The sequence below is a fragment of the Staphylococcus croceilyticus genome (genome assembly GCF_002902575.1).
Lineage (GTDB): Bacteria > Bacillota > Bacilli > Staphylococcales > Staphylococcaceae > Staphylococcus > Staphylococcus croceilyticus.
Map to the genome: position 1 here is coordinate 23784 of NZ_PPRD01000061.1, position 25418 is coordinate 49201.

At 32.7% G+C, this 25418-nt stretch carries 22 protein-coding genes, 1 pseudogene and 1 riboswitch; of the genes and pseudogenes, 10 read left to right on the top strand and 13 right to left on the bottom strand.

The annotated features are described in order from the left end of the window. Nucleotides 1-181 precede the first annotated feature (181 nt). Entirely contained in the window at nt 182-811 is a 630-nt protein-coding gene (locus tag CD128_RS08075) for a LysE family translocator (RefSeq protein ID WP_103329479.1), read from the top strand. 28 nt (nt 812-839) lie between these two features. Next, nucleotides 840-1418 (top strand): histidine phosphatase family protein, encoded by a 579-nt coding sequence (locus CD128_RS08080; protein WP_103329480.1) that lies wholly within the window; start codon nt 840-842, stop codon nt 1416-1418. 53 nt (nt 1419-1471) lie between these two features. On the opposite strand, the gene CD128_RS08085 is transcribed toward CD128_RS08080, so the two are convergent. The 5 genes from CD128_RS08085 to CD128_RS08105 all read right to left on the bottom strand — a co-directional run bounded on the left by CD128_RS08085 (nt 1472) and on the right by CD128_RS08105 (nt 7404). Further along, nucleotides 1472-2110 carry an NDxxF motif lipoprotein gene (locus CD128_RS08085; protein WP_103329481.1) on the bottom strand — a complete coding sequence of 213 codons (639 nt, stop codon included), beginning with the start codon at nt 2108-2110 and terminating at the stop codon, nt 1472-1474. Nucleotides 2111-2215: 105 nt separating this feature from the next. After that, nucleotides 2216-3883: a hypothetical protein gene (locus tag CD128_RS08090; RefSeq protein ID WP_103329482.1), complete on the bottom strand. Its 1668-nt coding sequence runs from the start codon at nt 3881-3883 to the stop codon at nt 2216-2218. Between the two features lie 162 nt (nt 3884-4045). Further along, entirely contained in the window at nt 4046-5569 is a 1524-nt protein-coding gene (gene ahpF / locus CD128_RS08095; protein WP_103329483.1) for an alkyl hydroperoxide reductase subunit F, read from the bottom strand. Nucleotides 5570-5583: 14 nt separating this feature from the next. Then, nucleotides 5584-6153 (bottom strand): alkyl hydroperoxide reductase subunit C, encoded by a 570-nt coding sequence (ahpC, locus tag CD128_RS08100; protein WP_103298382.1) that lies wholly within the window; start codon nt 6151-6153, stop codon nt 5584-5586. A gap of 471 nt (nt 6154-6624) precedes the next feature. After that, nucleotides 6625-7404: a 2-keto-4-pentenoate hydratase gene (locus CD128_RS08105; RefSeq protein WP_103329484.1), complete on the bottom strand. Its 780-nt coding sequence runs from the start codon at nt 7402-7404 to the stop codon at nt 6625-6627. 158 nt (nt 7405-7562) lie between these two features. Here CD128_RS08105 and CD128_RS08110 point away from each other — a divergent pair, with 158 nt between their 5' ends. Beyond that, a complete protein-coding gene (locus CD128_RS08110) occupies nt 7563-8318 on the top strand; it encodes an NADPH-dependent oxidoreductase (RefSeq protein ID WP_103329485.1) in 756 nt (251 codons plus the stop codon). An 87-nt stretch (nt 8319-8405) separates the two neighbouring features. On the opposite strand, the gene CD128_RS08115 is transcribed toward CD128_RS08110, so the two are convergent. The 4 genes and pseudogenes from CD128_RS08115 to CD128_RS08130 form a co-directional block, all read right to left on the bottom strand. Next, a complete protein-coding gene (locus tag CD128_RS08115; protein ID WP_103329486.1) occupies nt 8406-9794 on the bottom strand; it encodes an L-cystine transporter in 1389 nt (462 codons plus the stop codon). A 338-nt stretch (nt 9795-10132) separates the two neighbouring features. After that, a pseudogene (locus CD128_RS08120) lies at nt 10133-10630 on the bottom strand (DNA-binding protein); the annotation flags it as partial. A 118-nt stretch (nt 10631-10748) separates the two neighbouring features. Further along, nucleotides 10749-11414 carry a hypothetical protein gene (locus CD128_RS08125; protein ID WP_103329488.1) on the bottom strand — a complete coding sequence of 222 codons (666 nt, stop codon included), beginning with the start codon at nt 11412-11414 and terminating at the stop codon, nt 10749-10751. A gap of 158 nt (nt 11415-11572) precedes the next feature. Next, nucleotides 11573-11980 (bottom strand): general stress protein, encoded by a 408-nt coding sequence (locus CD128_RS08130; protein WP_103329489.1) that lies wholly within the window; start codon nt 11978-11980, stop codon nt 11573-11575. Nucleotides 11981-12191: 211 nt separating this feature from the next. Continuing rightward, nucleotides 12192-12294: riboswitch (purine riboswitch) on the top strand. A 253-nt stretch (nt 12295-12547) separates the two neighbouring features. Here CD128_RS08130 and xpt point away from each other — a divergent pair. The 4 genes from xpt to guaA all read left to right on the top strand — a co-directional run bounded on the left by xpt (nt 12548) and on the right by guaA (nt 17613). Next, the gene (gene xpt, locus CD128_RS08135; protein ID WP_103329490.1) at nt 12548-13129 is read left to right on the top strand and encodes a xanthine phosphoribosyltransferase; all 582 of its coding nucleotides are present in this window, start codon (nt 12548-12550) and stop codon (nt 13127-13129) included. Beyond that, complete coding sequence (gene pbuX, locus CD128_RS08140; protein ID WP_103297765.1) at nt 13126-14394, top strand: xanthine permease PbuX; 1269 nt, start codon at nt 13126-13128, stop codon at nt 14392-14394. The genes xpt and pbuX overlap by 4 nt, the downstream gene beginning before the upstream one ends. A 37-nt stretch (nt 14395-14431) precedes the next feature. Then, complete coding sequence (gene guaB, locus CD128_RS08145; protein ID WP_103329491.1) at nt 14432-15898, top strand: IMP dehydrogenase; 1467 nt, start codon at nt 14432-14434, stop codon at nt 15896-15898. Between the two features lie 173 nt (nt 15899-16071). Continuing rightward, nucleotides 16072-17613 carry a glutamine-hydrolyzing GMP synthase gene (guaA, locus tag CD128_RS08150; RefSeq protein ID WP_103329492.1) on the top strand — a complete coding sequence of 514 codons (1542 nt, stop codon included), beginning with the start codon at nt 16072-16074 and terminating at the stop codon, nt 17611-17613. An 81-nt stretch (nt 17614-17694) separates the two neighbouring features. Here guaA and CD128_RS11870 read toward each other — a convergent pair whose 3' ends face one another. The 4 genes from CD128_RS11870 to CD128_RS12050 form a co-directional block, all read right to left on the bottom strand. Beyond that, complete coding sequence (locus tag CD128_RS11870) at nt 17695-18237, bottom strand: hypothetical protein (protein WP_167797467.1); 543 nt, start codon at nt 18235-18237, stop codon at nt 17695-17697. A 19-nt stretch (nt 18238-18256) separates the two neighbouring features. Then, nucleotides 18257-18697, bottom strand: coding sequence for a hypothetical protein (locus tag CD128_RS08165; RefSeq protein ID WP_103329493.1), 441 nt, complete (start codon nt 18695-18697; stop codon nt 18257-18259). Between the two features lie 253 nt (nt 18698-18950). Then, nucleotides 18951-19265, bottom strand: coding sequence for a GNAT family N-acetyltransferase (locus tag CD128_RS08170; RefSeq protein WP_231917278.1), 315 nt, complete (start codon nt 19263-19265; stop codon nt 18951-18953). 950 nt (nt 19266-20215) lie between these two features. Beyond that, on the bottom strand, nt 20216-20278 hold the full coding sequence (locus tag CD128_RS12050; protein WP_103329523.1) for an alpha family phenol-soluble modulin: 63 nt from the start codon (nt 20276-20278) through the stop codon (nt 20216-20218). Nucleotides 20279-20881: 603 nt separating this feature from the next. Here CD128_RS12050 and CD128_RS08180 point away from each other — a divergent pair. The 3 genes from CD128_RS08180 to CD128_RS08190 all read left to right on the top strand — a co-directional run bounded on the left by CD128_RS08180 (nt 20882) and on the right by CD128_RS08190 (nt 25405). Beyond that, a complete protein-coding gene (locus tag CD128_RS08180) occupies nt 20882-22381 on the top strand; it encodes an NADH dehydrogenase subunit 5 (RefSeq protein ID WP_103329495.1) in 1500 nt (499 codons plus the stop codon). A 15-nt stretch (nt 22382-22396) separates the two neighbouring features. Further along, nucleotides 22397-24967 (top strand): DUF2309 domain-containing protein, encoded by a 2571-nt coding sequence (locus CD128_RS08185; RefSeq protein ID WP_103329496.1) that lies wholly within the window; start codon nt 22397-22399, stop codon nt 24965-24967. A 69-nt stretch (nt 24968-25036) separates the two neighbouring features. Next, the gene (locus CD128_RS08190) at nt 25037-25405 is read left to right on the top strand and encodes a Na-translocating system protein MpsC family protein (RefSeq protein WP_103329497.1); all 369 of its coding nucleotides are present in this window, start codon (nt 25037-25039) and stop codon (nt 25403-25405) included. Nucleotides 25406-25418 lie beyond the last annotated feature (13 nt).

Below are 25418 nucleotides of genomic sequence, written 5' to 3' on the forward strand. Positions count from 1 at the left end.
AAGCTACAAAATTATATAATCATATTAAAGTGGTAAAAATATTTAATAGCATGTGTGTGTAAATAAAGCCTTTTGCACAAGATTAAAGTTCTAATTTCTTTTTTAGACGCCTGGATGTCTTACCTTGATCGCCTTTCATATGGCATAATTAATGTAATATTTTACTTGAGGAGGGTGTCATATGAATGGTATCGCAACTTTCATTATTATTACACTTCTTATTATCATCGTACCTGGTCCAGACTTTTTAATTGTTATGAAAAACACGATTCATTCTGGGAAATTAAATGGAGCAATGTCAACATTTGGTATCACGTCGGCACATATTGTTTATTCATCCTTAGCGGTACTTGGAATTATTTACATACTAACAAGTTTATATTATGTATTTTTTATTATTAAAATTTTAGGTGCTTGTTATTTAATACATTTAGGAATTCAAAGTATCATTAGTGCACGTCAATCTTTGGATTTTACTTCTACTAAAAATGTTAAAAATAATGTTAGCCGTTTTACTTCTTACCGCCAGGGTTTTTTGAGTACTATTTTAAATCCTAAAGCTTTATTGTATTATGTCAGTGTCTTACCACAATTTTTATCAACTGGTGGTATTGAAGTAAAATCACAAATTGCAATATTATCGATTATAGTCATTTTAGTGATATGTGGTTGGTTTTTATTTTGCGTTTTTGTTTTTCAATATATCAAATTACTATTTAGTAATCCAAAGATTAAGTCGATATTTGATTATGCAGTAGGTTTTATTTTAATTGGACTTTCGGTTAATTTATTATTGAGTAAGAGTGCTTAATTTTAAAAAAAGAAGGAGAACTATTAAGTTGAAACTATATTTAGTGAGACATGGCGAGTCTCAATCGAATTATGATAACAAACATCATCGTGCTTATTTTTGCGGTCAATTAGATGTACATTTAACTAAAAAAGGTATTGAAGGTGCACGAAGCTTAGAAAGCTACTTTAAAGATATGAATATTGATCATGTCTATGTATCTGATTTAACACGTACGATTGAAACTTATAATAATATCTTTCCATATGATATTCCTACTACCGTTACATCAGGTCTTAGAGAACGCTCACTAGGTGTATTTGAAGGAGAATATAAAGATAAATTAATGAAAGATGCTCAGTATCATCAATATTTCAATCATCCAGAATATAAAGATTTCCGTCATAGTTTTACACAGAAAGCGCCTAAAGGTGAGAGTTACGGAGATGTCTTAAATAGAATTCGTTTATTTTTTGAAAATGAAGTTTCGCAAGACTCAGAAACAATAGTAATCGTAGCTCATCAAGTAGTCATTCGATGCATGCTAGTTTACTTCGGAATGCTTACTGAAAAAGAAGCGTTAGATCAGAATATAGAAAACTGTAAGCCGATATACATAGAAATTTAAAAATCCCAACTTTAACGAAATTGAGTCGCTCGTTAAAGTTGGGGTTTCTTCTATTATTTATCAAAAACATCTGTTTTGATATTTTTATCTTTTAAGAATTTTTTAATTTTATTTTGCTGTTTACCATTTACATCTCCGGCATAATGAGTAGGTACATCAACAACGTTAATTGTATTTTGAGGCTCGTAATTAAGCTGTTCTATTTTTTCGTCTATATCTGAAATTGTACTATTTAAAGCGTTGAAATAGTTGATAATACGAGTCACATTATCTTGATAACCTGTAGGAATAGTATTATTTTCAACAAATTTCTTAAAGTGTAAGTCATTTTTAACGGCAACATTCGATAATTTGCTCAATTTATTTGCTTGAGCTTTTGTGACTCTTGTTTGTCCGCCACTTTGTTTATCTATCTGACTTTGTAAAATATATTTATTATCTAGAATATCGCTATTAACATCTAAATATTTCTGGATTGCTTTATTCATCTCATCTTCGCTAATTTTTTGGTTAGTTTTATCTGAGGTGAAAACGTCTTTATCAGTTACATTTTTAGCATGTTTGGGAGCGGTAATACCATTACTTTGTAGATGATCTTCGTTCTTATCATCATTGTTATCATTATGAGGTGCACATGCACTTAAAGTTAATAGTAGTGTTAAAAATGCGCCAACTATAATACTCTTTTTCATAGATTTTAATAATCTCCTTTATTAATAAAACATAATAATAGAGTATCATTTATAGGAAAATATTTGAATGATAAGAACTTAAAATAAAAATTATCTATGAACAATTTATGGCAAGTATTTGTCTATTTCAAGTACAGTATGACCTTTTGCAGCCCACAATCTTAACTCATTCCATATTTTTTGAAATTGTGTAATGAGTTGACCTTCAGGTATGGGACGTAATATTTCTCCATCAATCATTGTTTCTATAGACATAAGTGCTTGATCTGGATCAGGAGAAGAACGTAATTCGTGTAATAATAAATTAATATGTGAATTTATCTCTTCGTTATCTTTAGTAGTTAAAAATTGTTTAAGAAACTTTTTAAAATTTTTGATGACTTTTGTTTCTTTATAGTATTCATGAATATCATAATAAAGTAGTTCTTTTAAAGATGAAGGAATATAATAATCAAATGGTAATGATTCACTTTCTGTTGGATCTATATAAGGCGCAATTAAGGGATGCACTAAATACCCTTGTTTGATAACGGTAAAATCTTTTATATCTAATGATTGAATATGTAGTTTAATTTCATTTTTAGTTTTTGAAGTATTCAATAATTGTTTTAACAATTTTGAAATAAACTGTAATGATACGACGCCGTATAAATTCGTTGTAGCAACATAAAATCTAAATAAAGTGATTTCCTTGCTACTTTTATTTTCTTTTTTTATTTTAGTAATCTTATCTTCTACAAGCTCTTCACGCATTAAATTATTAAGAGTATTAGTGAATATAGAATTTATACTTTTTTCACTAAATAAATCTTTTAAAGCATCTTCATTAATATTTTCTTCTTCTATACCTAAGAAACTTGGTAAATCTATATCATCATTTAATAAATCAAGTAATTCATTTTCAAAAAAATCTTCATTATTGTTTAATGCATGTAAATCTGCTATTACATTCTCAATACCGCCAATGCTATCTACATATTTTGAAAAATGTTCCATTACATCTTTTGGAATAATGATTACACCATCATATGTGTCGAATCTTAAAATAAATAAACCCTCTGCAAAGATATGAAATTCTACTCCTAAATGTGAATTTAATTCTTCCAAGTCATAGTCTGTATTAACATTTTTACCGCTTTTATATGTATCGATAAAAATATCGAAAATTTTAGGCGTCATCGAACTTAATTCCTCTTTTAAGATTGTGAAATCTTGAAAAACTTTTTTTACAATTAAATCAATAATGAGAGCTTTTCGTTTATTTGAAAACCCTTTGATATTATGATGACGGCAGATACTTTTTAAGCTATCTATATTATATTGATCTAATTCCTCTTTAAGAGAAATGTCTTTAAATTTATTAATTGCTTTATATTGAATATGAAGTTTCTCAATATAAAGCTGTTCTCTGTACGTTTTTTGCCAAAGCTCAGGATATTTCTCATTTAATGCTACTCTATTTATTGCGTCTAGAATTATATTATTTACATCAAATGTATCTTCATTGATAAAAGTAATAGCGCCATATTTATATAATATTGGTAATTTTTTTAATTTTTTCTTATTAATTAAAATGAGAGAATCGTTATTTTTTAAAAAAGTACTTATATAATTTTTTTCAGTTTGATCCATACTATTGTAAAGTTTAAGTATATTCTCGTCATGATAAAATTGTAATATTGCTTGAAGTTCATCATAATCTTGAGGCAAATTTAAAAATTGTTTTAAATTACTAAATTGCTCTGAGGTAATTCTATTTGTTACATCTAGCATTATAAAAAAAGCCTCCTTATTTATGTCTACCTACTTGTAAAATAGCATAGAACTTTAAATAAATATATAAATTAAATAAAAAACCGAGATACTCATATGAGCATCTCGGTTTATATGAAGATATTTGATAGGTTAAGTGACAAACTAGAAAATTTCTAGTTATTAATTTCTAATTATATAATCAAAGGCATTTAATGCCGCGTTGGCACCTGCGCCCATTGAAATAATAATTTGTTTATTTTTTTGATCAGTAACGTCTCCAGCAGCAAAGATACCTGGAACATTTGTATGATTATCGCGATCGATAACTACTTCTCCACGATTATTTAATTCTACTGCGTCACCAATCCAGCTTGTGTTTGGTACTAAGCCAATTTGTACAAAGACACCATCTAGGCTAATTTCTTTCATTTCACCTGATGCTAAGTCTTCATAACTTAATCCAGTTACATGATCGTCACCTAAAACTTCAGCAGTTCTAGCATTTGTGTGAATATCTACGTTTGATAGAGAACGTAAACGGTCTTGTAATACCGTATCTGCTTTAAGTTCAGATGAATATTCAAATAATGTAACATGGTTAACAATACCTGCTAAATCGATAGCTGCTTCAACGCCTGAGTTACCGCCACCGATAACTGCCACGTCTTTATTTTCAAATAAAGGACCGTCACAGTGAGGGCAGAAAGCAACACCTTTGTTGATTAAGCGATCTTCGCCAGGAATGTTTAATTTACGCCAACTTGCACCTGTTGAAATAATAGCAGTTTTACTTTCAAGAACTGCGTCATTTTCAAGTGTTACACGAATAGCTTTATCTGTTTTCTCAATACTTGTAGCACGAATACCTGTCATAGTATCAATATCGTATTCTTCGATATGTGCTGCTAAGTTAGCAGAGAATTGAGAACCAGTTGTTTCTTTAACAGTAATGAAGTTCTCGATACCAGCAGTATCGTTAACTTGACCACCAATACGATCAGCTACAATACCTGTACGTAAGCCTTTACGTGCAGTATAAATTGCAGCACTACCACTTGCTGGTCCACCACCGATGATTAAAACATCATATGGCTCTTTATCGTTAAATTCAGAAGCATCTTGTGTGCTTCCTAATTTAGTTAAGATATCAGAAATAGTCATACGACCATTGCCAAATTCTTCACCGTCTAAGAAGACTGCAGGTACAGCCATAATGTCTTCTGATTCTTCACGGAAGACAGCACCATCAATCATAGTGTGAGTAATATTAGGATTGATTACACTCATTAAGTTTAATGCTTGAACAACGTCTGGACATTTTTGACAAGTTAAACTTACATAAGTTTCGAAGTTATAGTTACCTTCTAAACCTTTAATTTGATCAATGATTGATTGTTTTTCTTTAGGGGCACGACCACTCACTTGTAAAATTGCTAAAACAAGTGAGTTGAACTCGTGGCCTAATGGAATACCAGCAAACGTAATGCCTGTATCTTCTTCGGGTTTACTTACTGTAAAACTTGGCGTACGTTTTAACTCTTTATCTACAATAGTTATATGGTCTGACATTTCAGCGATTTCATCTAAAAGTTCTTTTAACTCTTTAGATTTGTCATCAGAACCGATACTAGCTCTGAATTCAACATCGCCTTCCATAAGACCTAAAAGCTGTTGTAATTGTTGTTTTAAATCAGCATTAAGCATTCTGTAATGCCTCCTTAAATTTTACCTACTAAGTCTAATCCTGGTTGTAATGATTCAGAACCTTCTTCCCATTTAGCTGGGCATACTTCACCTGGATGTTGACGTACATATTGAGCTGCTTTGATTTTGTTAACTAATGTGCTAGCGTCACGGCCGATACCGTCTGCATTGATTTCAGCTGCTTGAACTACGCCATCTGGGTCAACGATGAATGTACCACGTTGAGCTAATCCAGCTTCTTCATCTAATACATCAAAGTTACGAGTAATAGTTTGAGAAGGGTCACCAATCATAGTGTATTGGATTTTGCTGATAGCATCTGAATGATCGTGCCATGCTTTGTGTACGAAATGAGTATCAGTTGATACTGAGAATACGTTAACACCTAAATCTTGTAATTTATCATATTGGTTTTGTAAATCTTCTAATTCAGTTGGACATACGAATGAGAAGTCAGCAGGGTAGAAACAAACTACACTCCAAGAACCTTTTAAATCATCTTGGCTTACTTCTTTAAATTCGTCATTTTTAGGATCATAAGCTTGAGCTGTGAATGGTAAAATTTCTTTATTGATTAAAGACATAACTTAAATTCCTCCTGATTTTCGAAAAATTTTTAGAATTACATAAGAATAATTGCTTATTTATAATAATTCTAATTTCTTGAATATTATTATTACACTTCGTTTCCATTTCGTCAACTTAATACACTTGTAAGAAACGAAATATTGCTTAAATACTATTAAATAAGGGTTTTTGTATAATTTGTTAAGATAGTTAAGAAGTATTTAAATTTATATTTTTTAAATGAACATTGTAAATTACAAATACCTCTTACTATCAATTATCCTTTATCATTCTCAACTAAACATCTGTATTTGATAATGGAGAAGATTTATTTTTTTGAAAATGAAGAAGTAAAACATAAACAAGGAACGTTTATATATAGTGTAGGAGATAAGAAATTGAGGGTAAGCACTTGGTACGATTATTAGATTCTCTACTTAATAATTATAAAGGCCAGGAAGCTACGCTATCCTGACCTTGATATATAATTAATCTACTATCTCGACTGTAACGCTGCCAACTTTATCATATTTTGCAGTGTAAGTGCCTTTTTCTAAATGTAGGGGAGAGATAAATGTGCCTGAAGAAATGAATTGGCCTTTTTCTAATTTTTTACCATGAGCATGTAATTTTTTGTTTAACCATTTTACTGATTCAATAGGATTACCTAATACTTCACTTGAATGACCTTTTTCAATTTGCTTCTCATCTTTAAATAATCCTAAATTAATGTCTGCAAATTCTTTATATTCTAAAGGTGTAACGCTTTCCCCAACGACAATTAATCCTGTAGCAGTATTATCTGAAATTAAATCGCCTAATGTGAAATTAGGGAACCAATTTTTATAACGTGCGTCTGGGACTTCAATTCCTGCTGCAATTTTAACACTCTCTAAGATAGTTTGATTAGTAGCATCTTTAGGTAAATCAGCAGTTAGCTCGAAAATAATTTCTGGTTCTAATAATGGATCAAAAAGATTTGATAAAGATACTTTTGCGTTACTTTTAACAACCTGAGTAGATAAGATTGTACCGTATGCAGGCTCGTGAGTATTAGCTATAGCTTGGGTAGCAGCACTTGTCATGCTCACTTTATAACCTTTCACAGTAGCTTTCTCATGTTTTTTAAGTTGTTCAATTAAATCATCTTGAGTTTTATATGCATCTTCTTCACTAATGTCATGTGTTTTACTGACAAATTCAATAGGTTTCTTAGAAATAAAAGCTTTATATAGTGCGTTTGAAATTTCTTTGCTAGCTTGAGGCATAATATCTCTCCTTAAATATCTGAAAATTGTTACTATTATGATAACTACAAAAATACAAGCATACAAATTTTTTATTAAAAAAGAGAAAGGTGACTTTCAAGACAAATATAAGCTGAACTTGTTACGATATATTCAGTAGATAATAAGGAGTGAATAAAATGTCAAATCATGTTTATGATTTAACTAAAAAACACCATTCAGTAAGAAAATTTAAAGATAAACCTTTAAGTGAAGATGTAGTAAAAAAACTAGTCGAAGCTGGGCAAAATGCTTCTACATCTAGTTATTTACAAACATATTCAATTATTGGTATTGATGATCCTCAAATTAAAGCGCAATTAAAAGAAGTTTCAGGTCAATCTCATGTAGTAAACAATGGCTACTTATTTGTATTTGTTCTAGATTATTATCGCCATAGTCTGATTAATGAAAAATTTGATTATAATATGGAAACATCTTTTGAATCTGCAGAAGGTTTATTAGTGGGAGCAATTGACGTTGCACTTGTTTCTGAAAATATTGCTTTAACAGCTGAAGATATGGGCTACGGTATTGTATATTTAGGTTCTTTACGTAATGATGTTGGCCGTGTCCGTGAAATTTTAGACTTACCAGAGTATGCTTTTCCTTTATTCGGTATGGCAGTAGGTGAGCCTGCCGATGATGAAAATGGAGCACCAAAACCACGTCTGCCACTTGAACATGTCTTTCACAAGAATGTTTATAACAGCAATCAAAAACAACGAAATGAAGAATTAAACCAATATGATGAAACTGTTAGCAATTATTATAAAGAACGTACAAACGGAGAACGTTCTGAAACTTGGTCACAACAAGTGGCAGGATTTTTAAGTGGAAAAACACGTTTAGACATGTTGGAACAATTAAATAAAGCAGGTTTAATGAAGCGATAAGGCTATTATAAATAAAGAAGCGTAGCTCAATCATTCTAATATATTCATCATACTAGAATGTTGGCTACGCTTTTTAATAGCTATTAATTATTGTGTAGATAAATCACCATATTGATTTGAATTAAATTTCTCTTTATCGAGGTTACCAGTTAATTTAGCTGTACCAGTACCTGCTAGTATTGAATCATTAACGTTTAGAGCAGTTCGTCCCATATCAATAATTGGTTCAATTGAAATAAGTACGCCGGCTAAAGCGACTGGAAGGTTAAGCGTTGATAATACAAGAATAGATGCGAATGTTGCACCACCGCCTACACCAGCTACACCAAATGAACTAATTACTACTACACCAATAAGAGTCAAAATAAATGGTAAATCTATATCAACTTTAGCTACTGGCGCTACCATGATAGCTAGCATAGCTGGATAAATTCCTGCGCAACCATTTTGACCAATAGATAAACCAAAAGAAGCAGAGAAGTTAGCAATACCATCTGGCACACCTAAACGTTGTGTTTGTGTTTGGATGTTTAATGGTAATGCACCTGCACTTGATCTTGATGTGAAAGAGAAGATAAGCACTTCGAATGTCTTTTTAACATAGCGAACAGGATTTATTCCCATAATCGTTAGGATAATTAAATGAATAATATACATTGTTATTAAAGCAGCATATGAAGCAATCATAAATTTACCTAATGTCCAAATCGCTGCAAAGTCACTTGTAGCAATGGTAGAAGCCATAATCGCTAAAATACCGTATGGAGTTAAGCGTAAAACAAAAGTAACAATTGACATTACTAATGAATAAATAGCATCAATACCACGTTTTAACAAGCTACCATTTTCAGGTTGTTTACGTGCTACGCGTAAACATGCAAAACCTACAAATATCGCAAAAATCACTACCGCAATTGTAGAAGTAGTTCGTTGACCAGTGAAGTCTAAGAATGGATTACTTGGTAATAATTCTAAGATTTGTTGAGGTAACGTATTAGCTGTTAAATCTTTAGCTTTACTGCTAATTTCACTTCCGCGAGCATTTTCAGCACTACCTAAATCAATACTTGATGCATCTAAACCAAATACAATGGCATAAAAAATTCCTACTATAGCCGCGATAGCCACAGTACCAATTAAGAATATAAAAATATAAGAACCAATTTTAGCGAATTTATCCCCAATTTGTATCTTACTAAATGCTGAAACGATTGAAATAAATATTAAAGGCATAACAATCATTTGTAATAAAGCAACATAACCGTCGCCGACAATACTGAACCAATCTGTTGTTGTTTCAAGTACTTTTGAATTAACACCATAAATTAAATGTAAAGCAATACCAAACACAATTCCCAAACCTAAAGCTGTAAATACACGTTTAGGGAAGGAAACATGCTTTTTCGCCATAAAGAATAAGCCAATAAGAAAGGCAATCATTATGACAATGTTAATAACTGTAAAAAAAGTCCCCATAAAGCAATCTCCTTTGATGTAATTTAATTCCGATTTACTTAATAAGGATAGTATCATTTTAATATTATTTCAATAGCTTATAATAAAAAATAAAATTATATTTATTAAAAATGTAGTTTTTATAAAATTTTAATATCTAGATTTTTAATTTTTGAAAAGAAAAAACCATAGTCCTTATAGACTATGGTTTGAATTTAAACTATATATTAAAGATTAAATAATCTAGCTAGAAACCCTTTTTTCTCAGTTGAGGGTCTATTCATTGAGGCTGTATTTTTTATCGCTTGTTCATTATTATCGTTAATTTCTTTAACTAAATCATTTTTAGTGTATTCCGATTGCTCTTTTTGAGCATTTTGAATAGCTTCTTGAGATGTTTGGATTGCTTGTAAAGATTGATTATTAGCTTCAAGTTTATTAGTAATTTGACTTTGAAGTTCTTTTAATTCATTTTGTTGTTGATTAACTTGGTTAATCATTTGCGCAAGCATTTGGCGTTCTTCACGCATTTTTTGAATTTCGTTACGTAAATCGCCTACTAATTGAGCCACACTGTTATCAGCAGGTAATTGTTCATTGTCTTCTTTAACAATGACTTGTAAAAAATCTTTTTCTTTCTCTAATTCTTCAAATGCTAAATCATAACTATTTGTTTGTTTAACTTTCTCCGCGATATCTTGGAATAACTCGATATCTTCTTCTTTAAAATCAGTGGCTTCACGACCACGATATTCTGTCTTGCTAAGTTGATAACCACGTTCTTCTAAATGTTGCACAATTTTACGGACTTGTTTTTCACTTAGGTCGACACGTTGAGCGAATTCTTTAGTTAACATAGCTGAAAGTCCTTTCGTTTCTATATTTATTTACACCGACGTCGGTCTTCGGCCAGTGAAACGTCAGTCTAACCTCGCTATTTAGTTTAACCCTTTATATCGCTCATTTCAAGTGTTCTTATAGAGGTAAGCGTAAATTCATACGTTCTAAGAGTGGGTAAATAATATCTCTAGAAATGCCATTTGCAAAGACATACTTAAGAATATAATTTGATTTAACACTTGCTGGGTAAATATCCTTTGTTAATTCAATATTTGATTTAATAAACAGATCAACTTCAAATGGAGAAGTTTCATTCGAATAGTTTGGATGTAAATATTCGATTTCGCTTTGTTTTTCAAAACCATTCGTTAGAAGCAAATGTATACGTTGTTTTAATAATGCTTCATCTTGATTATTAATATTTGTTTCTTTAGGGACCTCGACCATTATAAAATTAATATCTCTTGAATGAACTTTATTAGAAAGTTTGTTTAATTGAATTTCGATTTCTTGAAGCGTTTCCGAAATAATTTCATCGTGGCTAGCATTATTTATAGCTAGTAAATGAATTAAAAATGCCGAGTTCGTCGTCGCTTCATAATGGGCAGTCGCTATGCTAACTACTTCTTCCTCATCTAGACCTACAATGAAAGCATAGTCATTTTCAGTTTTGTTGTTTTGCAAAGATTTTTTAACTATCGAGCTATCTTCGTAAAAATCAATATCGAGTTGCTTATTGTATAAATCTACTGCCTTGTTAAAATAGTTGTCGTTAAAAGATTGGATAGTATGAAATTTCATAATGTCACCCCCATAATTTTTGTTTTAGTATAGCACATTTGTAAAGTAGGCTATCATCAAGAAAAACGTAAATATTAATGACAATTAAAAAACACCGCAAAACAGACTTAAATATAAGCTCATTTTACGGTGATAAATCATTAAATTTTTAATTTATTTTATGATTTTGGACCTTTAGATTCATTTGCATAATGTGTAATATCAATTTCTTCATAAGCAGAATTGTTTTCTTCTACTTCATCATGAGAACTGTTATCTTTGTTAGCCACAATTAAAATTCTGTCATTAATTACTTCTTTTTTATACTTTTCTAATTGATCTTCAGATAATTTATAGCGAGTTAACACTGCTTCTTCTCCGTCTTCCCCTGTAAGTAATCTAGACATACGGTCACTGAATGAACCACTTGTAGCTACTAATGAAATTTGGGAATCATGTAAGTCGTCTAAATGTAATTTACTTTTACTCACAATAGTTAATTCATTTTCTGAATAACCTTCAGCTTTTTTCTTATCAATAACGTTATAAATTTCATCTTGATTATCTACTACTGTAATATCTGGCATATTTCTCGCCCTCCAATTTCGTCCTACTTTTAATAAAAATATACCCTAATGAATGTTTATAAAACTAATCTATAATAATTATATAATTAAATGATAATGGTTTACAAATATAGGTAGATATCATTTAATAAAACGCTTACACCTAGAAATGCTGTCATATTAGGCTTTATCTCTTTTCAAATATTGAAAAGAGCGCAAAAATTTGCTATTATCAATAATAATTTATATCGCTCATATAATCTAAAGAATATGGCTTTAGGAGTTTCTACCATGTTGCCGCAAACGACATGACTATGAGTACAGTACAATATAATTCAAGGAAAGACGTTATTAAATGGTCACCTAGAAATACTACATATAGCATTGTTTGACTTTGGAGGCAGGTATATAGCTACAGCTTTTCTGTGGGATTGAACAAATTATATTTTAAAGTGTTTTTAGAGTGATACATTTAAACTAATCGCTATGTAAGTGTTTATCCTACGATGTATTGCCTGTTCACTCATAGATCCTGAAACTTTTCAAAGTTTTAGGGTTTTTTTGTATATATATTGAGGAGGTTTTAAAGTGGAATCGCTTAGACAGAAAGTCAAAGAGGATGGCGTCGTCATTGATGAAAAGATTTTAAAGGTTGATGGTTTTCTTAATCATCAAATTGATGCAAAGTTAATGCATGAAGTTGGTAAAACTTTTTACGATCAATTTAAAGATAAAGGTATTACTAAAATTTTAACGATTGAAGCGTCAGGTATCGCGCCAGCAATTATGGCTTCACTACATTTTGATGTGCCTTGCTTATTTGCTAAAAAAGCAAAACCAAGCACATTGAAAGATGGATTTTATAGTACGGATATACACTCATTTACTAAGAATAAAACGAGTACGGTTATCGTCTCTGAAGAATTTTTAGGTGAAAATGATAAAGTCTTAATTATCGATGACTTTTTAGCTAATGGAGATGCCTCTTTAGGTTTATATGATATTGCACAACAAGCCAAAGCTGAAACGGTAGGTATTGGTATTGTTGTTGAAAAGAGTTTCCAAGATGGACGACAAAGATTAGAAGAAGCAGGTTTAACAGTTTCTTCATTATGTAAAGTAGCTTCTCTTAAAGGAAACAAAGTTACTTTACTAGGTGACAACGAATGAAAAATTTTATTTTAAGCCTTCAACATTTATTAGCAATGTATGCAGGGGCGATTCTAGTACCTATTATTGTAGGGACTAGTCTTAAATTTACACCTGAAGAAATTGCTTACTTAGTAACTGTAGATATTTTTATGTGTGGGGTCGCTACTTTTTTACAAGCGAATAAAGTCACTGGAACAGGTTTACCTATTGTTCTAGGTTGTACTTTTACGGCGGTAGCGCCAATGATATTAATTGGACAAACTAAAGGGTTAGATGTCCTTTACGGTTCACTATTTTTATCAGGTATTTTAGTAGTGATTATTGCACCGTTCTTTTCATATTTAGTTAAATTCTTTCCTCCTGTTGTGACTGGAAGTGTGGTTACAATTATAGGTATTAATTTAATGCCTGTAGCGATGAACTATTTAGCAGGGGGACAAGGCGCAAAAGATTACGGCAATCCTAAGAATTTAATTCTAGGTGGCGTAACGTTAGTAGTCATTCTTTTATTACAACGATTTACAACGGGCTTTTTAAAATCTATCGCTATCCTCATTGGCTTAGTGATAGGAACCATTTTAGCTAGTGTGTTTGGGTTAGTAGACATTAATCAAGTAGGCCAAGCACATTGGTTTGGTATTCCTCGCCCATTCCGTTTTTCAGGATTTGGTTTTGATGTAGGAGCGACATTAGTGTTCACTATTGTGGCCATTGTCAGCTTGATAGAATCTACTGGGGTTTATCATGCGTTAAGTGAGATTACTGGTAGACAACTTGAACGTAAAGATTTCCGTAAAGGTTACACTGCGGAAGGTCTAGCGATTATCTTAGGATCGATTTTCAACTCGTTTCCTTATACTGCTTATTCTCAAAATGTAGGCTTAGTATCTTTATCGGGTGCTAAGAAAAATAACATTATTTATGGCATGGTGGTATTACTCCTAATTTGTGGTTGCATACCTAAATTAGGTGCCTTAGCTAATATCATTCCTTTACCTGTATTAGGTGGCGCAATGATCGCTATGTTTGGCATGGTAATGGCTTATGGTGTGAGTATCTTAGGCCATATCGATTTTAAAAATCAAAATAATTTATTAATTATTGCCGTATCTGTTGGTTTAGGAACGGGTATAAGTGCAGTGCCTCAAGCCTTTAAAGCATTAGGTGAACAATTTGCTTGGTTAACTCAAAATGGTATTGTGTTAGGGGCAATTTCTGCAATTATTCTTAATTTCTTTTTTAACGGTATAAAATATAAACAAAACGAAGAAAATGTGAAATAATAGGACTAACTATAAAAAAATGGAGGCTGTATTACAAATGTGGGAAAATAAGTTTGCTAAAGAATCTTTAACTTTTGATGATGTTTTATTAATTCCAGCTGCGTCAGACGTATTACCAAGCGATGTTGATTTAAGTGTTGAATTATCAGATAGAATCAAATTAAATATTCCAGTGATTTCAGCTGGGATGGATACAGTAACTGAATCTAAAATGGCAATTGCTATGGCACGCCAAGGCGGATTAGGTGTTATTCATAAAAACATGGGCATTGAAGAGCAAGCTGATGAAGTACAAAAAGTTAAACGTTCAGAAAATGGCGTTATTACAAACCCATTCTTCTTAACTCCAGAAGAAAGTGTGTATGAAGCAGAAGCATTAATGGGTAAATATCGTATTTCAGGTGTACCTATCGTGAATGATAAAGAATCAAGAAAACTTGTTGGTATCATTACGAATCGTGATTTACGTTTTATTGAAGACTTTTCAATCAAAATTTCTGATGTTATGACAAAAGAAAATTTAATTACAGCTCCAGTCGGTACAACATTAGATGAAGCAGAAGCGATTCTACAAGAACATAAAATTGAAAAATTACCTTTAGTTGAAAATGGTCGTTTAGAAGGCTTAATTACAATTAAAGATATTGAAAAAGTACTTGAATTCCCTCATGCAGCAAAAGATGCACATGGTCGTTTATTAGCTGCAGCGGCTATCGGTACGTCTAAAGATACTGAAATTCGTGCGCAAAAATTAGTTGAAGCAGGTGTGGATGCTTTAATTATTGACACTGCTCATGGTCATTCTAAAGGTGTAATTGAACAAGTTAAGAAAATGAAAGAAAAATACCCTGACATCACAATTGTGGCAGGTAACGTGGCTACAGCTGAAGCGACACGCGCATTATTTGAAGCGGGCGCTGACGTAGTTAAAGTAGGTATCGGTCCTGGTTCAATTTGCACAACACGTGTAGTAGCAGGTGTAGGTGTGCCTCAAATTACAGCTGTTTATGATTGTGCAACTGAAGCACGTAAACATGGTAAAGCGATTATTGCTGATGGTGGTATTAAATTCTCTGGCGATATTATCAAAGCGTTAGCTGCTGGTGGACATGCAGTCATGTTAGGTAGTCTTTTAGCTGGAACTGAAGAAAGTCCAGGTGCGACTGAAGTATTCCAAGGTAGACAATATAAAGTTTATCGTGGTATGGGTTCTTTAGGCGCTATGGAAAAAGGTTCAAACGACCGTTACTTCCAAGAAGATAAATCTCCAAGAAAATTTGTTCCTGAAGGTATTGAAGGACGTACTGCTTATAAAGGACCATTACAAGATACGATTTATCAACTTATGGGTGGCGTAAGAGCTGGCATGGGTTATACTGGCTCACCAGACTTAAAAACATTACGTGAAGAAGCACAATTCACACGTATGGGTCCTGCTGGTTTAGCAGAAAGTCATCCACACAATGTACAAATTACTAAAGAATCACCTAACTATTCATTTTAGTTTAAAGCGAAATGCTAGGTAATCTTGTGAGATAAAATTAAGAGAACGCTTTTCATTTCTCATGCGTCTGTAAAATAGGTTGTTCATTTTCAAAAAATAACTTAAAAAACACGCGTGGGGGAAAGCGTTTCTCTATTATTTACATAAAATCAATTAAAAGGAGCTTCACAATTATGGAAATGGCTAAAGAGCAAGAGTTGATTCTTGTCTTAGACTTCGGTAGTCAATATAACCAACTTATTACGCGTCGTATTCGTGAAATGGGCGTTTATAGTGAGTTGCATGATCATGAAATTTCTATTGAAGAAATTAAGCGTATGAATCCTAAAGGTATCATCCTTTCAGGCGGACCTAATTCAGTTTATGAGGAAGGTTCATTTACAATTGATCCTGAGATTTATAATCTAGGCATTCCTGTGCTAGGTATTTGTTACGGTATGCAATTGACGACGAAACTTTTAGGCGGAAAAGTAGAACGCGCAAACGAACGTGAATATGGTAAAGCAATTATTAACGCTAAATCTGACGAGTTATTCTTCGGTTTACCAGAGGAACAAACGGTGTGGATGAGTCATTCGGATAAAGTTATCGAACTTCCAGAAGGTTTCGAAGTGATTGCAGATAGCCCAAGTACAAATTATGCGGCGATTGAAGATAAAAAGCGTCGTATTTATGGTGTGCAGTTCCATCCTGAGGTGCGTCATACAGAATATGGTAATGATTTATTAAGAAACTTCGTACGTCGTGTTTGTGATTGTACAGGCGAATGGACGATGGAGAACTTTATTGAAATCGAAATTGAAAAGATTCGTGAACGTGTTGGCAACCGTAAAGTATTATGTGCCATGAGTGGTGGCGTAGATTCATCTGTAGTTGCTGTGTTATTACATAAAGCCATTGGCGATCAACTTACATGTATCTTTGTAGATCATGGTTTACTTCGTAAAGGCGAAGGAGACATGGTGATGGAACAGTTCGGTGAAGGTTTCGATATGAACATCATTCGTGTGAACGCTAAAGATCGTTTTATGGAGAAACTAAAAGGTGTATCTGATCCTGAACAAAAACGTAAAATCATCGGTAATGAATTTGTATATGTGTTCGATGATGAAGCGGCTAAGTTAACGGATGTAGATTTCTTAGCACAAGGTACACTTTATACTGACGTCATCGAATCAGGTACTAAAACAGCACAAACGATTAAATCTCACCATAATGTTGGTGGTTTACCAGAAGATATGGAGTTTGAATTAATCGAACCGATTAATACGTTATTTAAAGATGAAGTACGTGCGTTAGGTATCGAACTTGGAATTCCTGAACATTTAGTATGGAGACAACCCTTCCCAGGTCCAGGTTTAGGTATTCGTGTGTTAGGTGAAATTACTGAAGATAAATTAGAAATTGTGCGTGAATCAGATGCAATTTTACGTGAAGTTATCCGTGAAGAAGGTCTCGAAAGAGAAATCTGGCAATACTTCACAGTTTTACCAGGCATTCAATCAGTAGGTGTCATGGGTGATTACCGTACGTATGACCATACGATTGGTATTCGTGCAGTAACATCAATTGATGGTATGACAAGTGACTTTGCACGTATCGATTGGGAAGTCTTACAAAAGATTTCTAGTCGTATCGTAAATGAAGTAGATCACGTTAACCGTGTTGTCTATGACATTACTTCTAAGCCACCAAGTACAATTGAGTGGGAATAAGAGATAAAATGATAAAACCCTCTAATCATGGCGATTAGAGGGTTTTATTTTATACTGAATTATATAAAAATAATCCGAATTTTATTTATTTATTTCATTTGAGATTTTTTTGAGCAAATTAATGATCTCTTCATTTTGTTGTAAGATTTTGTGATTTTGATTGAGTAAGTCGTTATGTTGTTTAATGAGTGTATCGTTTTGAGCGATTTGAACAAAGTTTTGCTTTTGTTGCGACATATAGTAGTTATATGTAGCCTGCTTTTCCATATTAAAAGTTATTTGTCCGAAAGCATGATAGAAATTATCAAAGTTGGCTGTAATTCTTTGTTTACTAAACGCTTTTTTAGTGGTATTAGATGGTTCATAAATGCCTTGTGATTTAAAGAATTTATTTAGTTTATCGTCGTTGGCTTTGACAAAAGAATTTTCATGAGTAGGATTTAATTCTTTAACTTTTTCAATAATAGTTGTAATACAATTTTCTTTATCTTCTTTATACAAGTTTATATATTTTCGTTTTTCATTTGTAGATAGGGCATTCCAATATTCTTTTTCTGTTTCATCAAGTTTTGACTTAATATCGATTTCTTTCATACTTTCTCTAAATCCTAAATCATTATTCAAAAATAACACCTCACTTTTCTTAATTAATATCTGGACTTGGTACAGTTACATCGTCAGCCATACCGGGTCTACCGCTTTTTTTAGTTTCGTATTCTACATGGGCTTGTTGTTCCTCAGTCCAATTGCTGTTATATCCGTTAGGATGAGTTTGTTTAAGTTGATTTGCTTGGTTTTGTTGCGTAGGTTGTTCATTCGATTGTTGCTGTTCACTAGTCTGTTGTTCTTTATCATTAGATGATTTATCTTGAGAACTTGCTTTCTCACTATCTTCTTTTTTAGATTTTTTCTCAGATTTCTTGTTATCGCTAGCTTTTTTATTACCTTTACTTTTATCTTTATTAGGATCGTTTGATTTCATACCTGATTTAGTATCTTCATCATTCTTAGAAGTGTCATCATGGGCACTACATGCTCCTAAAATTAATGTGCTTGTCAATAAAATACCGAATATCTTTTTCATTGTTTTCCCCTTTGCTATTTAAATTTCTAGTATTTTTATACATGTAAATTAATATTAATTATACATTAGTTATATTTATAATAGTAATTATTTTCTATTTTCATGTCTATTTAATTTTTACTTCATTAAGTAATATATAGTTGTTTTAATAATGCATGAAATATTATAAAACGACCCCTATGATTGAATAGGTACAAAAATTAGATATAACGAAACCCTCTAATCATGGCGATTAGAGGGTTTTATTTAGGTTTTATTCAGTTGTAGGTTTGGTCCATTTCATTAAGAGCTCTTTGTTATCTAGGGTATCGATATTAGTATCGATGGTAACGAAACCAAGTCTTTCATAAAAGTGAATGGCTTTCTTATTTTCAGCGAAGACTTTTAATGTTAATTCTTCATATCTTATCATTAAATGATGCATTAATGCTGTGCCAATGCCTTCATTTCTAAATTCTGTTTTGACAAATAAACCTTTAATGTAATTGCCTTCTAATCCACAGAAGGCGACAATGAGATTATTTCTCTTATAAACATACACATCAGCTTTTTTTACTGACTTCAACATATTGCTATAGTTATCTATCCAATAACGACTGTTTATAAAAGTATGAGAATCTATATTTGCGTTAAGCCAAATATTAGCTAATACTTTTAGGGTTTTCCGATTTTTCTTTTCTAAATATTCTATCAATATTAACACCTACTTCATGATATGTATGAAATTCCGAACGTATTGGTATGTATATGCGATCAATAATTCACTGTATAAATACCCTTTTTCATAGGTGAATAAATAGAATATACATTAATTAATAAAAATAATTGCGGACTATAAAACCCATCATTCAGTTATTAGTAAATTTAAATAAGTAAAAATGGTGAAGTAAAAATAATTAATAAAACGATATTAATAACTAACAATATTGCATTAAGTATAACGCGCATATTTAACAATAAGCATAATGTGTTTGAAATAAGTGTAAGGAAGATAATTAAGGCTCCAGGCCAATACCAAAAATTGAAAATAGTTTGATTATATAAATTGGTAAAAAGTGTAGTATAAACAATAAATCCGCTTAAAATTGTCATTAATACGGAAATAAAAGTGAAGCGTGTGTGGCGTTGCATATAGATGTCCTTTCTATGATGTTGTTTAGTTACATTTTATAATATAACTTTTCTCTAAAATGTTGTTGGTCTATTGCAATAATGTATTACAAAGTATATTATCAGTGAGAGTGGTTAGATTTACAACCTTTAATTAAAGGTTAGGCATCATTTATGTTGAATTAAGCACTTTTTTTAAAAGATTTAAGCGTTTTCACAGAATTGTTACATGCACACACTCAAAAATGTGTTATTTTATAGATAACTAAAAAATTCATTTTATCCACTAACGTTTAATCGAGCTATTCCTCGGTTAAACGTTTTTTATTTAATCAATAAAAAAAGAGTAAGGTAGCTTCCAAAGAAACGCCTTACTCTTTAATAGACTCTATGTGCGTTATGTACGACTTATTTTTTAGTTAAGTCGATGATGAATTTAACAAGATCAATAATACCAGAAATGATTCCCATTTTGAGTACCTCCTTATTAAATGTTAAATACAGTATAACGTGCGTTTCTGAATAAATGGGTATTAATCCCTAAGTTGTGGAAAGCGCTTCATAACCGACCATTTTCTAATAACTTACGACAGTGAGTCATGCCTAAGTGTAAAAGTTTTACAATTTAAGATTCACATTCAACAACCTTAGCTATTAACATCAAAACCTTAATATTACTCGCTCAATCTATGATAAATGTTTGACATTTAGTTATTATTTTCATATATTGTAGTTATTACGCGAATTTTTTTACATAAGTCTCTATCAAGCAATTATGCAAGGAAGTTTCATATTAAAATACATCCATTGTTTAATTGAAGGATAAGAAATATGTAATATAGAAATTATCGGCAAAATCACAAATTCTAAAAGACTAAACTAAAATAATAGTTAACACTAGATAGTCTCATATACATAATCAGAAGGTAGCTTATAAAAAACATTTATAATATATTCAAATGAGTTCTAAAGAAGCCTGCGATAGTTAGTTGAAACCTTAAACGATAGGAACAAAACTAGTCTGTTGCAGGCATTTTCGTATATTAATTTAGTTTGAAAGATGGAGGAACAGCAATGTTGAGTTCAAGTTTATTACTGACATTATTTTTTATAACGCTTGTCATTGCAGTGCTAAGCGGACTGATTTTTTTAATACCTTCAGTCCCTGTACAATACATACGTTTACATTTAATTTTACTCTTACTCCCTGTCATCGTAGGAGTGATTGGTTTAATTACAAATTATAATAGAGAAGTCGTAGGTATTTTTGCATTAGATAAACTCGCTTGGGTAGTAGGTGCATTTATATTAGCCTTAGGATTTATCATTCAAAAGTTCTCAATGCGTTACTTACTAGGAGATCGTAATTATCGTAAATATTTCGCACTCTATACCTTTACGACAGTATTTGCATCAATAGGTTGGTTAAGTAATGATTTACGATTAATGACAGTATGTTGGGGACTGACATTATTTTGCTTAACACAATTAATTCGTTTAAATCGTTCATGGAAAGTACCTGCAGAAGCAGCCAAAGTCTCTGCACGTTCATTTATTATCGGTTGGCTCGCTTTATTATTAGCAGTCATCCTATTATATGTAGGAACTGGAGATTGGACGATTGATCCAACGCAAAATTACGATTACGCAATGAGTTACGGCATGAAATTATTAGTAGATTTATTACTTGTGCTTGCCGTTATTATCCCAGCAGCACAATATCCATTCCAAAGTTGGTTGATTGAATCTGTAGTAGCGCCAACGCCTGTATCTGCCATCATGCACGCAGGTATTGTAAACGCTGGAGGCATTATTTTAACTCGTTTTTCACCAGTATTTGATAACCATATCGCGTTAACAGTACTGTTAATTATCTCAAGCATTTCAGTATTAATAGGGTCAGGCATTAGCTTGGTCCATGTAGATTATAAACGCCAACTCGTTGGTTCTACGATGAGCCAAATGGGCTTCATGCTCGTGCAATGTGCGCTAGGTGTTTATTCCGCTGCGATTATTCACTTAATTTTACATGGCGTATTTAAAGCAACGTTATTCTTACAATCAGGTTCAATCGTTAAACGCTTCAATATTCCTACACCACCTAACGTTAAGCGCTCATACGCTTGGACAGTGTTAGGACGAGCACTTGCGATTATCATTGCAGTCATCTTTTTCATGACAAGTAAGCATAACGCTTATACATTAATCAGTGCTTTCATCTTAGCTTGGTCATTATCTGTATCTTGGAACCAAATGGTAGCGTTAAATCGTGGCGTTATGGGACGCATTATCGGTATCGCTATGCTAGTGATTGTAGCATTCGTTTACATCATCACACATCAAGTGTTTGTGGGTATCTTAGATAATGTTTACATGGTGCCATCGCATCCACCATTATTCAGTGCCATTCTTTGCATCGCAATTTTAGTACTAGGTAGTGTTTTCAGTATTTGGGTCGCACGTCGACGTACATCAACTGCTTTTGCCAAAGTCTATTTATGGCTCATCAAGATCGGTGAAGCTAAATTTAAATCAGTTGAAAGCCATCCTAACTACTTGAAGAAATATTTATAAGAGGTGAAACCTGACATGACTATTACCAAACATAATATAGATGAAACAGTTAAATCAGCCCGTCGTGTAATAACGCCACTTTCACCTATCTCAATTTTTGCAGCACGCAATCCTTGGGAAGAAATGGAACACCAAACCTTCGACCAAGTAGCACAGTGGTTTAAACACGTACGAGATATTGATTTATACCCTAGCCACGCCTCTGTGATGACTGCTTTGGAAAAGGGCGAGATAGACCAATCTCTCGTTGAAGAAGAAGTCAAACAAGCCGTGCGTACATACGAGACAACGATACCTCAACAACATATCGACATCTATTGTAAGAATGCCATGCGCATACAAGATGTACCGCAAGATTTAATTACGAAAGAAGCATACTTAAAACTAGAAGTCTCAAAGCTTAAAGGTGTCTTTGAGAATGAACCTTTTAAATATGCACGTTCTAAAAGTGCCAATGCCTTTAATGCCAAAGGCGAATCTCTTATGGACGAGCTAAATACGCATATTATCAAGTGGTCAAAACTTTATCTTGATAATTTTCAATCAAGTTGGACCATGCCTAAACGTGAAGAAGGGTTCTATGTTGCCTGGTTACACTTAGCACAACATGATCCTATGTTGACGAAAACACAGCGTAAAATGGTTAAAACCTTACCTCATGACTATAGAGAAGCACTTGTTATGGCGTTGAATCATTTAGATATCGCAGAAGATGAACGCGAATCCTATTTAACAGGCCATTTCCTATCATTACCGGGTTGGGCGGGAATGATGTATTATCGTGCAGAACAAAACGAACATGAAGAAGATTTACTAACGCAATATCTTGCGATTCGGTTAACGATGGAATGTATTTTATTAGATACTGAAAAAATGAGTCGCCCGGCAGTCTTAAATGTGGAAAGACGTATTAAAGAATTAGTAAGTAAATGGTTATACTATGGCGAAATGTCTATTGACGAATGGGCAGCGATGTCGATTGATGAACAGATTGCTCATTTAAGATTTGCACATGATTTTAATCCCCTTTATTTTAAAAAATTGTGGCTCGAAGCATGGGAAGAAACACATGAACGTGAATTAGTAGAGAGTATTTACAATAAATCGACGAAGCAAGAGACACCACAAACGCAAGTGCAATTAGCATTTTGTATTGATGTACGTTCTGAACCATTTCGTCGTCACTTAGAAAGTGAAGGACCATTTGAAACAATCGGTATCGCAGGATTCTTCGGCTTACCGATCCGCAAAGAAGTATTGGATGAACAATTTAGTCATAATTCTTTACCTGTCATGGTGCCACCTGCGTACACAATTAAAGAATATGCAGATCGACATGCTTTAAATACGTATAATCAACAACAACATTCAGTAACATCAATGTTTTACACATTTAAATTGATGAAACATAATGTGGTACCAAGTTTACTTTTACCAGAATTGAGTGGCCCATTCTTAAGTTTAAATACATTAGCAAGTACGTTTATACCAAAGAGTACACGCAACTTTGTCCGTAACTTTACGAAGAATTGGTTGAAGAAGCCAGAAGCTAAATTAACAATTAATCGTGAACATGAAGTATATAGCGATTTACCAATTGGTTTCACTGAAGAAGAACAAGTCGCTTTCACGAGACAAGCATTACAACTTATGGAGTTAACAACTGATTTCGCGCCACTTGTCGTTTTAGGGGGACATGGCAGTGAATCGAACAATAATCCATATCATGCTTCATTAGAATGTGGTGCTTGTGGTGGGGCATCAAGTGGGTTTAATGCTAAGTTACTTGCGATGATGTGTAATTTGCCTCATGTACGTCAAAGCTTAAAAGCAGAAGGTATTAATATTCCTAAAGAAACGGTATTTATTGCTGCAGAACATAAAACGTCTGTAGATGAATTAGAATATATTTATATGCCAGAGTTAACAGCATCAGCTCAAAAAGCATTTGATATGTTAGAAGAAGCGATGCCACGCGTAAGTTATAAAGCTAATACTGAACGCTTAGCTAACTTGCCTGGTTTAGATCAAGGTAAAGTGAAAAATCCGGTTGCCGAAGCGCGTCGTTATGCGAGTGACTGGAGTGAAATTCGCCCAGAATGGGGTCTTGCTCGCAATGCAGAATTTATTATCGGACAACGTAGTATCACAGAAGGTACCAATTTAGAAGGTCGTGCATTTTTACATAATTATGATTGGAAAAAGGATGCAGACGGTCAGATTTTGAATACGATTATTTCTGGTCCAGCGTTAGTTGCGCAATGGATTAATTTACAATATTACGCTTCAACTGTAGCGCCTCATTTCTATGGAAGTGGGAACAAAACGACTCAATCTGTAACGTCCGGCGTTGGTATAATGCAAGGTAATTCAAGTGATTTACTAGCAGGCTTACCATGGCAATCGGTGATGGCAGCAGATAATAAAATTTATCATTCTCCGATTCGTTTATTAGTGGTTATTCAAGCACCTGATAGTTATATTGAAGCGTTACTTGATAATAATATTAAATTTAAGCAGAAAGTAGATCATAGTTGGGTGCGTCTAGCAAGTATCGATGAAGATGGTAGCTGGAAAGATTGGTAGGGAGTTCGGTTTTTCTGAAAAAAGTGATAAAATGAGGTTAATCAATCAATAGGAGAATTAGGATTAACCATGGCTAAATCTAAAGGTGTGTATGAAGCGGAAATTAGTAAAGCAATCACTCAGTGGGAAAAGGACTTTCTTGGGCGTGGTTCGCTTTCAGTTAAAACAGATATTTTAAGAGACATGATTATTGTCAATTTACAAGGTGTCTTAACTCCAGCAGAATACCGTGTTTGTGAAACACAAGAAGGCTTACTCAATATTAAGCGTACACGTTCTGAACTTGTTGAATCCGGACAAGATGATTTAATGCAATTAATATTAGATATTACAGGTGTGAGCGTAAATAGCTTTCACAGTGACTTAAGTACAATTACAGGGGAGCGTGTCATTGTATTTAAATTAGATGAGAATTTAGAGAAAACACTCAAAAAATAAATATTGATGAAGG